Source organism: Peribacillus sp. N1 (assembly GCF_054600815.1).
In genome coordinates, this window is the sequence record NZ_BAAHZO010000001.1 from 1,346,390 (window position 1) to 1,362,292 (window position 15,903).

The 15,903-nt window shown below is 37.5% G+C and carries 14 protein-coding genes; 4 read left to right on the top strand and 10 right to left on the bottom strand.

The features are described from left to right. Nucleotides 1-62 precede the first annotated feature (62 nt). A complete protein-coding gene (locus ACYP5M_RS06460) occupies nt 63-524 on the bottom strand; it encodes a GNAT family N-acetyltransferase (protein ID WP_434167218.1) in 462 nt (153 codons plus the stop codon). A gap of 994 nt (nt 525-1,518) precedes the next feature. Between ACYP5M_RS06460 and ACYP5M_RS06465 the strand changes: the two genes are divergently transcribed. Then, complete coding sequence (locus ACYP5M_RS06465; RefSeq protein ID WP_434167219.1) at nt 1,519-1,785, top strand: hypothetical protein; 267 nt, start codon at nt 1,519-1,521, stop codon at nt 1,783-1,785. Nucleotides 1,786-1,819: 34 nt separating this feature from the next. Here ACYP5M_RS06465 and ACYP5M_RS06470 read toward each other — a convergent pair whose 3' ends face one another. From ACYP5M_RS06470 to ACYP5M_RS06480, 3 genes are all read right to left on the bottom strand, one after another. After that, nucleotides 1,820-1,969 carry a hypothetical protein gene (locus ACYP5M_RS06470; protein WP_434167220.1) on the bottom strand — a complete coding sequence of 50 codons (150 nt, stop codon included), beginning with the start codon at nt 1,967-1,969 and terminating at the stop codon, nt 1,820-1,822. 949 nt (nt 1,970-2,918) lie between these two features. Next, nucleotides 2,919-3,167 carry a hypothetical protein gene (locus tag ACYP5M_RS06475; RefSeq protein WP_434167221.1) on the bottom strand — a complete coding sequence of 83 codons (249 nt, stop codon included), beginning with the start codon at nt 3,165-3,167 and terminating at the stop codon, nt 2,919-2,921. 403 nt (nt 3,168-3,570) lie between these two features. Next, nucleotides 3,571-3,780: a hypothetical protein gene (locus tag ACYP5M_RS06480; protein WP_434167222.1), complete on the bottom strand. Its 210-nt coding sequence runs from the start codon at nt 3,778-3,780 to the stop codon at nt 3,571-3,573. A 202-nt stretch (nt 3,781-3,982) separates the two neighbouring features. On the opposite strand from ACYP5M_RS06480, the gene ACYP5M_RS06485 reads away from it, so the two are divergent. Beyond that, nucleotides 3,983-5,440, top strand: a complete 1,458-nt coding sequence (locus ACYP5M_RS06485) for a S8 family serine peptidase (RefSeq protein WP_434167223.1) — start codon at nt 3,983-3,985, stop codon at nt 5,438-5,440. 390 nt (nt 5,441-5,830) lie between these two features. Here ACYP5M_RS06485 and ACYP5M_RS06490 read toward each other — a convergent pair whose 3' ends face one another. Beyond that, on the bottom strand, nt 5,831-6,187 hold the full coding sequence (locus ACYP5M_RS06490; RefSeq protein WP_101226108.1) for a VOC family protein: 357 nt from the start codon (nt 6,185-6,187) through the stop codon (nt 5,831-5,833). Nucleotides 6,188-6,398: 211 nt separating this feature from the next. Continuing rightward, complete coding sequence (locus ACYP5M_RS06495) at nt 6,399-7,589, bottom strand: YhgE/Pip domain-containing protein (protein ID WP_434167224.1); 1,191 nt, start codon at nt 7,587-7,589, stop codon at nt 6,399-6,401. 174 nt (nt 7,590-7,763) lie between these two features. On the opposite strand from ACYP5M_RS06495, the gene ACYP5M_RS06500 reads away from it, so the two are divergent. Next, complete coding sequence (locus ACYP5M_RS06500; protein ID WP_434167225.1) at nt 7,764-8,381, top strand: TetR/AcrR family transcriptional regulator; 618 nt, start codon at nt 7,764-7,766, stop codon at nt 8,379-8,381. Between the two features lie 420 nt (nt 8,382-8,801). Here the strand turns inward: ACYP5M_RS06500 and ACYP5M_RS06505 are convergent, their stop codons facing one another. The 4 genes from ACYP5M_RS06505 to ACYP5M_RS06520 form a co-directional block, all read right to left on the bottom strand. Next, on the bottom strand, nt 8,802-11,603 hold the full coding sequence (locus tag ACYP5M_RS06505; RefSeq protein WP_459734796.1) for a beta strand repeat-containing protein: 2,802 nt from the start codon (nt 11,601-11,603) through the stop codon (nt 8,802-8,804). A gap of 471 nt (nt 11,604-12,074) precedes the next feature. Then, on the bottom strand, nt 12,075-13,163 hold the full coding sequence (locus ACYP5M_RS06510) for a tetratricopeptide repeat-containing glycosyltransferase family 2 protein (RefSeq protein WP_434167227.1): 1,089 nt from the start codon (nt 13,161-13,163) through the stop codon (nt 12,075-12,077). Between the two features lie 609 nt (nt 13,164-13,772). Next, nucleotides 13,773-14,048 (bottom strand): hypothetical protein, encoded by a 276-nt coding sequence (locus ACYP5M_RS06515; RefSeq protein WP_459734797.1) that lies wholly within the window; start codon nt 14,046-14,048, stop codon nt 13,773-13,775. A gap of 181 nt (nt 14,049-14,229) precedes the next feature. Continuing rightward, nucleotides 14,230-14,571, bottom strand: a complete 342-nt coding sequence (locus ACYP5M_RS06520) for a hypothetical protein (protein WP_101226114.1) — start codon at nt 14,569-14,571, stop codon at nt 14,230-14,232. Nucleotides 14,572-15,184: 613 nt separating this feature from the next. On the opposite strand from ACYP5M_RS06520, the gene ACYP5M_RS06525 reads away from it, so the two are divergent. Beyond that, nucleotides 15,185-15,676 (top strand): hypothetical protein, encoded by a 492-nt coding sequence (locus ACYP5M_RS06525; protein WP_057277227.1) that lies wholly within the window; start codon nt 15,185-15,187, stop codon nt 15,674-15,676. Nucleotides 15,677-15,903: the final 227 nt, after the last annotated feature.

Genomic DNA, 15,903 nt, shown 5'->3' on the forward strand with positions numbered 1-15,903 from the left:
TGCATAAGAAAAAGCTGCCTTAAAGACAGCTCTTATAGAAGAGAAGAAAAACATATATATTCTTATAATTTTTTTTCATATTTAAATAACTGCAGTTTTTCAGTAACTTGTACTTCACCTATTTTTATATAACCTAGCTTTTCATAAAAATGGTGATTTCTTTTGTTTAAATAAGGAGTATATAAGCTCCAATTTTTTATAAACGGAAATTCGGACTCCATTAACTTGATTATCTTACTTCCAAGTCCTTTATTTTGAAATTCATTTCTTAAGAATAATTTACTTAATCTTAATCGGTTTTCATCCAAAGGGCGAATATCTATTGCTCCAATAATAGCATTGCCCGACAAGATAGTGTAATGAAAAAAACGCTCAATGTTTTCGATTAATTTTGCTTCCGTTTCATTTACAGGGGTTGAATCGTGGTCTTCATATAAGGCATAATCTTCTGCAAAAACTTCTTTTTGTATAGCTAATAAATCTTCGACTTCATTCAATTTGGTCTTTTTGATACTGACTACCACCAATATTCACATCCCTATTGATAAATGATATAATATTCCAAATAATAACATATATCATAAGGGATAAATACAAAAACCATTCTTTTCATTAGAATGGTTTTCAGTTTTTTAATATATTCTTATTCAACTATCCTGCCCCTTTAGTTCCATTAGAAAATGGATCTGTTTCCAGCCCCATAAAGAGGTTAAGCATGCGTTAGTAGTATAAGTAAGAGGTTTGAAGTAATAGCCTGTATATATTTGAACGATGAATAACTTACCTATTTTCTTGTGTTTGTTTGCACCATATACAGAAAATTGGGAAAAACGCAATCAAAAACGTAACTAAGTTTATAAATTCATCAAAAAATACGTTAGAAACATTGATATATCAACAATTTAATAGATTGCAGTTTATGTAATTTAGGTATATTTTTTCAATTATTTTAAATTATTCTATATTAGTTCATACGATGAATACAATGTTTCTTAACTATCGCAATTGACTAGAATTGATTTACAACCATTTAGAAACGTAACCAAAACCGTAACCATTTTTATAAAAAACTCGTCAAGCGTAAAATTGAAAGTATGAATTAAAGCAGCCGTTTCTATTTTGGAAAGCGTTGCTTTATTTTTTATTGGAGCATATCAGAAATGTTTAGCTGTGGTAAGAAAACTACTAGCAATAAAAGCTATTAACCTAAACGCTGGTAGCTTGCTACATTCCATCTATGCTTATTAATCAGCTTTGTGTGTTCAGAAAACCATTCTAAGCGATTTTCAAACTTTCTAATGATGATTGATAAGCTAATTTGTCTAAGGCTAACTCTAACTCATCATCTATCTATTTTTTCATATAAATAATTCCATAATTGCGTAAACCTGTAAACCTTTTAACCTATAAACGTTGATATAGTAGGTTTTTTATAGGTTTACTCATTGGTTTACCTTTAAGTTATTAGAAGGAAATTCAGCGCATTGGTATTCCCTGACTTTCTTTGAGTGTGGGGTGTTGAGAAAGTATCTTGCTGAAAAGATCGAGACTTATCTTTTTATTCAGCTACCTAAGCCAAGTGAGTATCCATATGTTTTAAAAATTTCTGCTGGAGATTACTGGTGTATCCAAAATAACGGCGGCTGGTCTATTGATTCTGCTACTGAAATTTTTAGTGAGGAATGGATATCTGATGACGAGTTTTTTGTCACCGAATCTGAAATTTATGGGAATAATAAACTCTATCATCAATTGAAAAAAGAACTTCGAATAAAAAAAACATAGGGAGATTTTAGTCTTCCTATGTTTTCAATTCATATTATTTATCTGTTTGTTTTTGCTTCTTTCTCAAATACTCCGCACGTATTTTTTCAAGATGCTGCTTTTTATCAAATTTGGCAGGCGTCTGTTTTTCATGAAACTTTGTCACAGCTACCTTACCTTTGGTATCCAATTGATATTTTCCCACTTTGTTCACCTACTTTGCTTGTCTTTAAAGAAAATCTATTCAACAAATATAATATACCTTATTTTACTGAAGTAAACCTTATTACTTTATTAGTGTACTGCTAACTTTGCATATATATCAGTAAAAACATTAAAAACTTAGTAAAATAATTGATCGCCAAATGGTATTCATTTCATTGCTATAATCAAAATAAAATGCCTTGACACTCTGCATAAGCCTCAATAATTCTATTTCTTGTTTGTTCAGCTCTCTTCCAAAGGTCCAATTGTTCGGTAAATAAGGTTTAAAATATTAAAACAATCTAAGTCTACTCCATCTTTTAAATGGTTCTTAATGCTAATAACCATTACGTTCTCGATGACTGCCCCTTTAGTTCCATAACAAAAAGCTGCCTAAAAGACAGATCCGATCTTCAGTTAACGCACCCTTTTTTGAATTAACACCTTAGAGAAAAATCACAATAAATAGTAATCCTACACCAATAAGAACTCCACCAATTAACTCAAAGTTACCCAATATGAAGAACAATTTACTTTTATTTTTAAAATCGAATGAAAGAATCCTTTTTCTTAACCAAAATCCAAAAATGACAATAAATAGAAAAGAAAAAAGAAGTAACATTGGATTATTTTTAATATAGAGTCACTCCCATTTTTTACACCTAGCAGCAATTATTAAATAATACTGATTGATTTTGTACTCATTCTTCATTGGAATAACTATACACTAAAATAATACCTTCTTGAACTAACCTGCCACTTTAGTTCCATAAGAAAAATAGCTGCTAATCAGCTCTTAGCATTGAAGCAAAGAATACGTTAGTTCAACAAGATTTTTTTATTTATTTCTTTAATTGGCATAATATTAGAAGGAGTTAATTCTTCAGACTCAATTACAATTGCAGTTAGTCCAGCGGGAGTTGGTGAATCATACTGAAAAATATAAATATTTACATTTTTTGATCTTTATCCATCCGTTTTGCCATTACGCCCCAAGAGAAATAAAATAATAGAGTGATGGCTAAAATTATGAAACCAGCTTGTGTGATATACATAAAGTCCCACTCTTTAATTTCCTTCTCTTCCTGACCATTAAAATCTTGAATTACATAGTTGGAAGTTTCATAATCCATAAAAACGCAACAAATTATTCCTCCTATTATTACTCCAACTAATAATGATAATAAGAACTTTTTCAATTTTGTGTCCTCCTGCCCTTTATCAAATATGAACTGAGGATAAAAATTAAAATAACCCAAAATCCCCATCACATAGTGGCTTTTTTCTTATAAAAATCTCCCCATAACCAACTTAAAAGTGAATGAAATACTACGAAACAGAATGCGTATGCAAAATTCCCTAACCAATTTATAGTTTGCCCCCTGAAGTATTGTAGACCAGAGTTTGCAATATATATGAGTATGAAACCCACTATATAACTAATGAAGAATCTTTTCTTTGCTATTGCCATAATACAAACCACCCCTATTCTTTGGCAGGTAATCCAACTAACCTGCCCCGATAGTTCCATAAAGAAAAAGCTGCCTTAAAGACAGCTCCGATCTTAAGCTTAAGCACCCGTTAGCTGAATAGTGCTTTATTTCAATCACTCTTTTTATCAACTTCTTCATAAGGTATTTCTTTTCTTGACTCTATTTCTTGAAGTTCGCTTGAGTAATTTCGAACTAATCCATTATTGATGTCATCAATAGGTGTATATTGATTACTTGGTATTGTTTTATTCTTCTTAAACATCCTAAAAAGAGTAAAAATAATCACCCCGATAATTAATGCAAGTACAAAGTATTGCATTTAACCTCCCCCAATCAAAAAGTCGATACCTACATTTTACCATATATTTCATACTCCTTATGCAACTATCCTGCCCCGATAGTCCCATAAGAAAAAGAGCTGCCAATTTCAATAATAGATTTATTAGGAAAACTTGGAATTTAAGTTGTTGTATATTAAGATAGTATATGATTAATATTTTCCATTATATAGGAGGAGACATATGAAAAAGAAAATTCTACATACGGTACTTTCGATTGCAGTAGGAGCAGGGATACTATCCGTTGGTGGCGATCCTACCCAAGCTAAGAGTCAAAATCAGGAGTTGAATGACACATACGCAATAGCTTTTAAAAGTGGATTACCAGAGAATTATCAAGAGGTAATACGGAAAGCTGGTGGTAAAGTAACCAAAGTTCTTCCCGAAGTTGGAGGAATAGAAGCTCAATCTGACGAGCCTTCTTTTCTTAAAAACCTAAAAGGTAATTCTTCAATAGAAGCTGCTAACAGAGAAATTCCCCTAACCTTAAACAAATCTGCAGTCAGCCCTTATAACTATGGATCTAGTATCATCAGCCAGCAAAATTCAGAGAGCTATTGGGACTCCCAATGGGATATTCAAAGGGTGACCAACGACGGGAAATCATATGATTTAGAAACAGGCGGATATAAAAATAACGATGGCAGTATTACTCATAAAGCAGTGGTGGGAGTGATTGATACTGGAATTGATGAGTCTCATCCTGATTTAAAGAATAATATAATAGGTGGACGTAATCTTGTTCCTGCTGGAATGGATGAATCTGAAACAGGTGATCCTACTGATATAAAAGATCGAAATGGGCATGGTACTCACGTTGCCGGTATCATTGGAGCAAATGGTAAAGTAAAGGGTGTAGGACCAGATTTAGGAATCAGATCCTATCGCGTATTATACTCTGAGCAAGCCCTTGGATTACCAACTTGGATTATAGATGGAATAATTGCAGCAACAAATGACAAGGTAGATGTTATTAATATGTCTCTTCGTTTCTATAATAATAACAAAATGACAATTGAGGGAGAAAGTTATAAATCAGTCGCTGAAACGTTACTATGGAAGAGAGCAATTCAATATGCAGTAAAGAATGGAGTAACTGTAGTAGCCGGTAGTGGTAATGAAAGTTTAAATTTAGATGACAAGAAGGAAGTTAACGAATTTTTAAACAAATTGTATGAACCATATGGAATGAGCGTGAAAGGTCCTGCAACTGTGGTACCAGCACAAATGCCAGGAGTCATTAATGTGTCTGCCTCCACAAAATGGTCCACTCAACAGCTTGCTTTCTACTCTAATTATGGAAACAGTGCTATTGACGTGGCAGCTCCCGGAGGAGATTATGGGCCTGAATATGCAGAAACCAATGATCCTGCGGCGGCTGATCCAAGTAACTTAATCCTAAGTACTTGGCCTACCTATTTAGGTACTTCATATGAGTTTAATGCTGGTACTTCCATGGCTACTCCTCAAGTAGCTGGAATTGCAGGAGTTATTAAGGCAGCTCATCCGGATTATAAACCTGCCCAAGTAACAGCGCGCATTAAGCAAACAGCTGTTGACTATGGAAAGAAAGGACAAGATGCTTTATTTGGTTCAGGAGAAGCAAATGCTTATAGAGCATTAGAAAATATAAAGAAGTAGCTTATGTTTCAAAATAAGATGAAATATTAAAAGTACAAGGAAGATTCTTGATCAGAATCTGCAACACGAACAGTAATTGGAGATGAATATAAAATAAGGTTTCTTTGCTCAACAAAGAAACTATATGCCCGAAATATAAAAAACAGAAACACATAAAATGCGTGAAGCCATATTCTAAATATCACAACTCACCAGTTAAAATTCATTCCCAACTTAATTGTTGGGATTTTTTTGTTTTATCGCTTAATTACAATTTCTAGTCCGAGTAAAAAAATATTCTCCAATTTGTGTTATGGACCTATACTGGCCCGATAGTTGCATAAGAAAAAGCTGCCTTAAAGACAGCTTTGATCTTCAGCTAACGCACCCGTTAGCTCAATAGCAAATGAATTACAACTCGTTATTCTCCCAAAGCTCGACCAGTCGACCTTCAGGATCTTCAATCCAAATAAACTTTCCAAATTCACTAATCTCTTTTTTCTTTGCAAGTGGTACACCAATATGTTCAAGATGCTTAATAGTCTCGTTAAGATTATGTACTTGGAAATTTAACATCACTTGTTGTTCTGTTGGAAAATAACTGTCATTCTCGGTAAAGAAAGAAAAGATAGTCTCATTCCCTAATTGGGGTTTTATCACAGTCCCATTCCAATTGTCTATTTCAATCTTCAACACTTCACTGTACCATTTTTTCACAACTTCAAGATTCTTAGTTCTCCAAAATATTCCTCCAAAACCTTTTATCATCGTATCTAACTCCTGTCTGTCTTCAAATTTTTAGCTATCCGATTACATTAGATATTCGAGATTTAAATTTAAGTTCCTTCTTCAACTATACTGCCCCGTTAGTTTACGTACATTTTTTCACTTACTCAATAAAAAGAGTCGTTTTCCCTATAAGAGAAACGACTCTTTTGGTAAATATGAAAACAATTTGACCAGCTTTGTATCCCTGCAATTACTTTATATATATTTCAGAATCGAATACTACTTCCTTCACTCTATTGCGTTTTAAAGCAGTACTCATTATCACAATCATGCTTACTAATCCAATCCAAACAAGAACAGAAACAGGCGTACTCCAGGTTAAGCCTTCCCCAAAGAAGAATAATCCACGAAGCCCTTCTACCATAAATCGCATTGGCAACCAAGAATAAATCCAATCCCGATAAAATGGAGACATCATTTCAGGTGCCATTGCCAGTAAAGGTGCACCGAAGAAAAGCAGTAAGATAAAAATAGGCATACCTTTAAGCCCCAATAGTGAAAGTACAGCTAATATCATTAGAAAAAAGCTAAAGGATGTTATTGATAAAAATAAAGCCGTATCCATGAAATTCGGGATATTTAAACCAACCATACCATCTGCTATCCAGGTTAAGCCAAATCCAATTACCAGAGCTACAACGGCACCCATAAAAATTTGCCCCATCTTTGTGACAAGGTTTTCTTTTCTAGTGCGAATCGGCATTTTGCTAATGGAAATAAAGATTATCGCAGCACTTGCCAAACTAGCCATCCATAATGGCTGGAATAAGGAAACAGGAGCATTTCCATTCGCACTATTCGTGCCGATTTCATTGACATTTGTGACTTTCTTAGCGATTGGAACTGCAAGGCTTGCTGCCTGTTTTGCAGTCAAAGTTGCTCCTTGTTTTTCAAAACCATCAAGTAGTTGTTTTCGGACAGTGTTGTTCATGTTATCCACTACTCCATTCAAGAACTGTCCTGCCATCGTTGAAGCAGCCGTATTCATACCCTGATTAATAAATATTTGTACTTCAGTTGCAGAAGGTGCTGTTGTCCTTAATGATGCCTGATTAGCACTGAAGTCTTTCGGAATGACCAATGCTGCATAATATTTTTGTTCATCCATTCCAATTTGTGCTTCCTCTGCTGTTTTTACTTCAACCCACTTTACAACAGGGTCTTCATTTGTTGTTGTATTTTTATCCATTGTTTCAACGATGGTTTTACCCATATTCATTTCTGGTTGATTAGGAATTTTCACTCCTTCATCCTCATTTACGATTGCAATCGGCAGATTTTTCGGTTGTGATTGAACAGATGGAAATAATGTAAGTGAAAAAATAAAAATAACTGCTAATGCGATGATCGGTGAAACCAATACCAATTTATTTTTGAACATATTTTACTCTCCTTATTTGGGATTATATTATAATAAAGAACAACCTGTTGTTTTATTTACTACATTCAAATTATAATTGGGGACTAGTTCTGTTTCAATAATCAAAAATGGCTCATGTGTTGGTTACGGAACACCTTTTATAAATGTGTTGATTAAAATTAAGGAGGAAGTCGCTTGCGAGATAGTAATACGGATTTACGGGTCATTCGAACAAAAGAATCCATCCGAGATGCACTAGTTGAATTGATAGATGAAAAAGGGTTCGAAGCAATTACGGTTAAAGACATAACAACTAGAGCAAAAATTAATAGGGGTACATTTTACGCCCACTACCAAGACAAATTTGATTTAATGACGAAATGCGAAGAAGAAATCATGCTTGAAATGTCCAGACTTGTAAAACAGAACTTCCCAGGTGTTATTGCCGCACTTGAAACCAACTCACCGACTGCAACAACATTTTCCCTTTCAGTTTTAATATTTGAGTATCTTAATGAGAATAGTGGTTTTATGAAGGCTGTGTTAGGTCCAAAAGGCGATTTATCTTTTCAAACAAGATTGAAAGACTTTATGTGGAAAACATTTCTTGGAAATAATCCAAATGCACTTATTAAGGAGGAAAATTTACTTGTACCAGGACAATATTTTGCTTCTTACGTTGCATCTGCACATATAGGAGTAATTCAACAATGGTTGGATAGTGGCAGGAAAGAATCCCCTCAAGAAATGGCTCGTATCCTATCAACCATTACAGTTAATGGTCCCTTCTTTGCAGCTGGTTTGAAAAAATAAAACACACAGGGATAAAGGGACAATACTATGAAAAATAGGTACTGTCCCTTTATTATTAATATGATTATGCAACTAACCTGCCCAGATAGTGAACAATAAAAAAAGCTCCTATCTACTGTATGGCACTGTTAGTTTAAAAAATAATAGTTATTTTTTAAATAATCTTCTTATCAAGCCGTCACCAAAAAACAATACAATTGCACAAATCATTAAAAACTACCAACCAAGTCCTTTCCAATACATTGTAGCTAAAATCGTAATCAGAAAATACCAACCTATAAAACCTTCATTTTAACGCCCTTTCTTATACCATTGTACTCAATCAAAATACAGTACATTCAAAAAGTATATGACCTTATAAAAAAGGCCATACCCTTCTTAAAAGGAATATGGCTGGCTGGTGATATAGAGTTACTTTCATTATGGAAAGCGTATTGCGTTAATATCGACATTTATAGCACTTGAGGAGGTTACATTTGTTGCTACTGTATAAGCGATTCTAATTTCATATGTTGTAGTTCCAGTGACAGCAGCAGTATTTACATTAGTAGATGCAACAGGAAATCTTGATGTACCTGCAGCACTTACACTTCTTTGAACGGAACGTGTATCGATTAAAACCCCATTACGATATAGCCTAACTTGAAAAGTGAAATTTGAGTTGGCCGTCGTGACCACATCAATTGATACTGCATAGTCCACTTTAATGGTCTGGCCAACAGTAGTTGGTACATTCATTGTAACCACTGTCGTTTCGGTTCCAGTAGATGTGAGAGCGATTGGACCAGCCACTTCTGCAAAAAATAATTGAGGAGTTGCACCTGTTGCTCCTGTGGCTCCCGTGGCTCCGGTGGCTCCCGTTACTCCTGTTGCGCCGGTTGCTCCTGTGGCTCCTAGATCTCCCGTGGCTCCCGTAATTCCTGTCGCTCCGGTGGCCCCTGTAATTCCTGTGGCTCCCGTGGCTCCGGTAATTCCTGTGGCTCCCGTTGACCCTGTGGCTCCTGTTTCCCCTGTGGCTCCCGTGGCTCCGGTTACTCCTGTTGCTCCTGTTGCTCCGGTGGCTCCTGGATCTCCCGTGGCCCCTGTAGTTCCCGTTGCTCCTATTGAGCCTGGATCTCCCGTGGCTCCTGTTATTCCTGGATCTCCCGTGGCCCCTGTAATTCCTGTGGCTCCCGTGGCTCCTGTAGTTCCTGTGGCTCCTGTTGCGCCTGAATCTCCCGTGGCCCCTGTAGTTCCCGTTGCTCCTATTGAGCCTGGATCTCCCGTGGCTCCTGTTATTCCTGTTGCTCCCGTCGCTCCTGTAGTCCCCGTGGCTCCTGTGGATCCCGTGGCTCCTGTAGTTCCTGTGGCTCCCGTGGCTCCTGTAGTTCCTGTGGCTCCCGTGGCTCCTGTAGTTCCCGTCGCTCCTGTTGCCCCAGGATCTCCCGTGGCTCCTGTTACTCCTGGATCTCCCGTGGCCCCTGTAATTCCGGTTGCTCCCGTGGCTCCTGGATCTCCCGTTGCTCCTGGATCTCCCGTTGCTCCTGGATCTCCTGTGATTCCTGTGGCTCCCGTCGCTCCGGTGGCTCCTGTAATTCCTGTGGCTCCCGTTGACCCTGTGGCTCCTGTTTCCCCTGTGGCTCCCGTGGCTCCGGTGGCTCCCGTTACTCCTGTGGCTCCTGTTGCTCCGGTGGCTCCTGGATCTCCTGTGGCTCCTGTAATTCCTGTGGCTCCCGTGGCCCCTGTAATTCCGGTTGCTCCTGTTGCTCCTGGATCTCCCGTGGCCCCTGTAATTCCTGTGGCTCCGGTGGCTCCTGTAATTCCTGTGGCTCCCGTTACTCCTGTTGCTCCGGTAGCTCCTGGTTCTCCCGTAGCTCCTGTAATTCCTGTGGCTCCCGTTGCTCCTGTAGTTCCCGTTGCTCCTGTTGCGCCTGGATCTCCGGTAGCTCCTGTAGTTCCTGTGGCTCCCGGAGCTCCTGGATCTCCCGTGGCTCCTGTTGCCCCTGTTGCTCCTGGATCTCCCGTTGACCCTGTAATTCCTGTTGCTCCTGTAATTCCTGTTGCTCCTGTTGCTCCTGGATCTCCCGTGGCTCCTGTAGTTCCCGTTGCCCCAGTCACACCTGGATCTCCTGTAGCTCCCGTAATTCCTGTAGCTCCCGTGGCCCCTGTAATTCCAGTGGCTCCTGTCGCTCCTGGATCTCCCGTGGCTCCTGTGGCTCCTGTGGTTCCTGTCGCACCTGGATCCCCGGTGGCTCCTGTGATTCCTATGGCACCCGTAGCTCCGGTGGCTCCTGTGATTCCTGTGGCACCCGTCGCTCCGGTGGCTCCTGTGATTCCTGTGGCACCCGTCGCTCCGGTGGCTCCTGTAATTCCTGTTGCTCCTGCGGCTCCCGTAATTCCTGTCGCTCCGGTGGCTCCTGTAGCCCCTGTCGCACCTGGATCCCCGGCGGCTCCTGTGATTCCTATGGCACCCGTAGCTCCTGTGGCTCCTGTGATTCCTGTTGCTCCCGTTGCTCCTGTGTCTCCTGTAATTCCTGTTGCTCCTGTTGCTCCTGTTGCGCCTGGATCTCCCGTGGCCCCTGTAATTCCTGTTGCTCCTGTCACTCCTGCTACACCGGAATCTCCCGTGGCTCCTGTAGTCCCCGTGGCTCCTGTTGCGCCTGGATCTCCCGTGGCCCCTGTCGCTCCTGTGGCTCCTGTGGCTCCCCTTGCGCCTGTGATTCCGGTTGCCCCTGTTGGCCCTGTTGGCCCTGTTGGCCCTGTGGCACCCGTAGCTCCTGTTGTCCCTGTAATTCCACCAGCTATCGCATTAAAGCTCTCTGGACCAACACGCGTTACATCTGTATCAACTGAACCAGTAATGTTACGAACAAAAGCTGTATATACTAAAGATCCTGAACCTTTGGGGACATTGTAATCTGCAGCTGAAAATGAGTACTCATGAGGTCCGGCCTCAGAGCCATTAAGTACAATAGTCTTAATACCGGTAAAAATTGTATTAGCATTAGGATTGGTCCCTCTAACAATTTTAATTTCAATAGAATTCACAGGAACGCTGGCTTGTGGATTGACTCTTAAGGTGATGATCCCATCAAATTGAACACGAATCATTGAAGTTGGATTTGCTTCGCTAACATTAAGGCCAACTTGACCAAAAAATTGATAAGCAGACGAAGTGGGAATATTAATGGAGTTGGCATAGGAAGCATTTTGAGATGTTATTTCATCAAAGAATTCTGGCATACTTTGTTCCACCTACTTTTTTATAAAAATACAAATGAATTTAATTTTCTCCAAATACTAGGTGTTTTAATTTGGCTTTAGAACCTTATAATACTTTATGAAATTTGCAACAACAGTGAAACGGCACAAACCCTTTGTCCTTGTAAAATACCTTGTGTTATACAAAAATAAGGAAAATATCAATCTGTATTTTTTTTTATTTAGTCTAAGGATAATCAATATTTTTATAGAGCTATTCTGCCCTTAAATAAGGGTATTTTTTTCTTGGATTGCTTAAAAAAAAAACTGAAACCTACATTAAGTAGTTTCAGTATTCATAAATTCTCGAACGAGTAAAACCATTAGCATTCGTATTTCTTCTTTTTCCAGTTTTCTGCATGGCTAGTGGAATCATCCCCATTTTTACGATTAAAAGATCCAAATTAACTTTTCGAGAAGCAAAAAAAGGCTAATCCCTTGGCGTTCAAGGGATCAGCTTTTTTCCTTTTTTTCGATACTCTGAAAGTATCTGCGGTTATAGTCGATGGAAGGGTGATCTGGAAAGTAATCAGCAGCTAACTCATTATGTCTTTTTGATTCCTCTAGCTTGCCGATGCGGTCAAAACATACGCAAAGCTGAATGTGCGGCAGCCATGTGTAACAATTCCGCTCGATAAAAGGGCTTTTTGTTTCAGGTATTTCTATTTGTGTTGCTAGATTGTACCAGAATATGGAGCGTTCATAATCATGTTGCTCCAAATGGATGTATCCGAGCCGACAGCAGATTTCCCCTCTTGGTGTATCGTACTCGAAAGACTTTAAACAGCTCTGGACTGCTGAAACCCAATCTTTAAATTGAATATGGCAGTCCGCCAACTTGCCGCATGCTTGAATGTTATCCTCACTCCATCCTTTACCCTCTTCAAGAAATTTACGATACCACTTGATGGCATCATCATATAAACCATGGTCATTGCATTCATTCGCATAGTAATATTTGTCGCGCGGTGAAAAATCAATTCCTGATTGAAGGAGCTTCTTGTAAATTCTCAAATTACGATCATTAAAGCTTTTTTCCTTTTTATGATGTATGGCAATATCCGATTGAAATGTGAGTCCGGTTACTTCAAGATACTCATGAACGAATCCTATCCATTGAAAGTTCTTTTCCCGTTTTACGAGCCGGTTCCGCCTGGAACTGAAGCTAGGGTTTCCATTCCCATCAAAAGAAAGATGATAAAACATCATGACAGAATCGAAGTGAGGAGGAAGCTCTTTTTTCAGGGTTGAAAATTTCTCCTGATTCTCTTCAGTTAAAATATCATCCGCATCAAGCCAAAATATATATTCTTTTGTCGCTTTATAAAAAGCGAAGTTTCTCGCAGCCGAAAAGTCATCGATCCATTCAAAATCATAAACATGATCAGTGAAGGCTGAGGCAATTTGTTTCGTGTTATCTTTTGATCCTGTATCAATGATGATAATTTCATCGACTAGTTCCCTTACAGAAGCAAGACAGTTAGAAAGTGAATCTTCTTCATCTTTTACAATCATGCATAAACTAATTGAAATCCCGCCCATTAAACCACCTCCAATAACAGCATATTAGTTTCTGCCTTCTATAGTGCCTGGAGATAGCGTAAGTATGACCTAATTAAATTCAAGACATGACCACGGAAAATCGTCAATTGCAGGAAAGTTAAGATCTTTTTTTTGCAAACGCATCTTTTGTTACAATTCCTTTGCTGAAGGACTCTAATTTGTTTATATTAGTAAACACCAAATGTATGATTATGTTAATGATCGTACATTCAAAAGGCCGCCAATTGGCAGCCCTCTTATGGCGCTAAAGCATCCATTAGTTTAAGTATAAAACTTCACAAAATTATTGAAATTGTTCAAAAATGAATTGAACTATACAGTATAAATTTAGTTAATGGTAATAAACAAAATATACAAATCAATACAAATATTTGATAGGGGATATGTTTTTTCTTCTTAAAGTCACCTGTTTAAATCTCAATACTTAAACAACAAGTAAAGATATCATGAGAAAACAAGAAACTGTTTCTTTCATAGAATACAGTCTACTTGATATTCCTATAAGAAGCCCTCTCCCTACTAAACACTCCAACCTTAACTCGTCCGAACATCTGTTAATTGAAGAAAGGTCTTCGGTATTATATAAACTTAAACACCAAATAAAAATGTTCCTAAAATCATATATACAAAAGGAAACATTAATAAGACCGAATTTAAAATGATAGCACCAAGCGTCAAAACATCCTTTTGTATTTTATGTGCTTTTAAAGCGAAGAAAAGACCAATAGCACAAAATACTAAAGGAAAAAATATAGGCAATCCTTGTATCTTTTCGAGTGTAACAATATCAAACAGAAAATTCACAATGAATATTAGAGGAAAAAGGAATAACATATAAGAAACAATAATAAATGTCTTTTGCACAATGAGCTCCTTTGAAAAGTTATGTTTCTTAAACTTTAACATAAAACAAGTTATATTTGGGTCGATTTTCCATCCCTTTATGCAACTAACCTGCCCCTTTAGCTCCATAAGAAAAAGAGCTGCAAAAGCAACTCCCTTATTAGAAGTAAAGTACCTTGTTATCTGAATAAGTAGTTACCTTTTATTTCTCGTTTAATTGCTCTAACCACTCTATAAACCAATCTTGAGGTAACTTTACTTTTGAGAGGTCTAAGTTCAGCAATTCTTTTAATGAGTAAGTATTTACCAAAAATAAATCCCATTGACATTCAATATCTCGTGCTATTCCAAAAGCTATTTCATCAAATTCATTAAATTCTCCAGCTTCATCTTCCTCAAAAGCCATTGTGAGGTTATCACACCACTTAATTAACTCATATTGTGAAAATCTGTTTTCTTTTCTACATACGGTATTTAACAAGTTCTTTAAGTTTTTGGACGAGAATGGAAAATCTATAGTGGTTTCATTCCAGTTCCAATTCATATAAACATCCCCTATATCAACTGAATTACTTACTATCCGCATCACCTTTCAACTCTCTATTTTATAACATTTTCTTATTCAACTAAACTGCCCCGTTAGTTCCATAAGAAAAAAGCTGCCTTAAAGACAGCTCCGGTCTTCAGCTAACGCACCCGTTAGTTTAAGTACATTACTTCACAATCTTTAGTTTTCACGTTATATAATCCTTTTACTTCTTCTCAACATATAATGTTGAGAACCTAACTAAAAGGAGTGAAATCACATGAGATATTTCCCACGCCAGGGGACAATGAGTCCACAATCCCCTCCTCCAACATTCATTCCACCAAAACCTTCTGTGTCCTATATCGTCGACTGTCTATATCAAAACACTTATGTATGGCTTATAAATGGCAGACAATTTTGGTTTTACCCTACTCGTGTGGAATATGGAGAAGTATCTGGATATAGATGGAACGGTGCTTTCTGGCAATTCTACGGTATTGACCCAAGACTTATAGATGCTGTTACCTGTCCTCCTATCCCTACATTATACTAAAATTCTAAAAAAGCCTTATCTCGAATAGTCTCAAAATAAAAGTTCGCCCCTATCTTTTAATTTTGGAGGTATTGTATGACAACTTTTTATTCATTTCATGGAACTGTCACGGTGATTAGTGATTTTTTTACAGGTCAAAATGGTGAAAGAGAAGGTTGTTATAAATTATTTACAATAGAAAATGAATTGGGTTCAATAGTAAATTTCGTGGTTTCACCCTCAACTTACTTCGTTGACCATGAAATGGTCATAGTAGGAGATCGCGTGACAGGATATTATGATGGAGATTTACCTGCTATTCTTATTTACCCTCCACAATATCAAGCGCTTGTCATGGTAAAAGATAACCCAAATCAGAATGTAAAAGTTGATTATTTTAATAACCAATTGGTGAGTAGTGATGGACAATTACAATTAAAATTATCTCCTTATACCCAAATATTATTAACAAATGGGCAACTCTTTTCAAGATATCCAGCGAACCGAGATTTAATTGTTTTCTATGGACCTGCCACAAGAAGTATCCCTGCTCAAACCACACCCTATCGTATAATCGTTTTATGTTGAGCGCATTATTATTTCAACCAGCAATAAAAATAGGTATTTAAAACTCGTTCAGTTTTTGGCGAGTTTTTTATTATATTTTGTTCTTTCCATAACCCAATAAAATTAATATTCCTTTTTCAACTAAACTGCCCCTTTAGTTGCATAAGAAAAGGAGCTGCTGATCAGCTCCTGGTAATGAAGTAAAGCACCCATTAGTTTAAGTACACTCTTTCACAATCTTAACAATA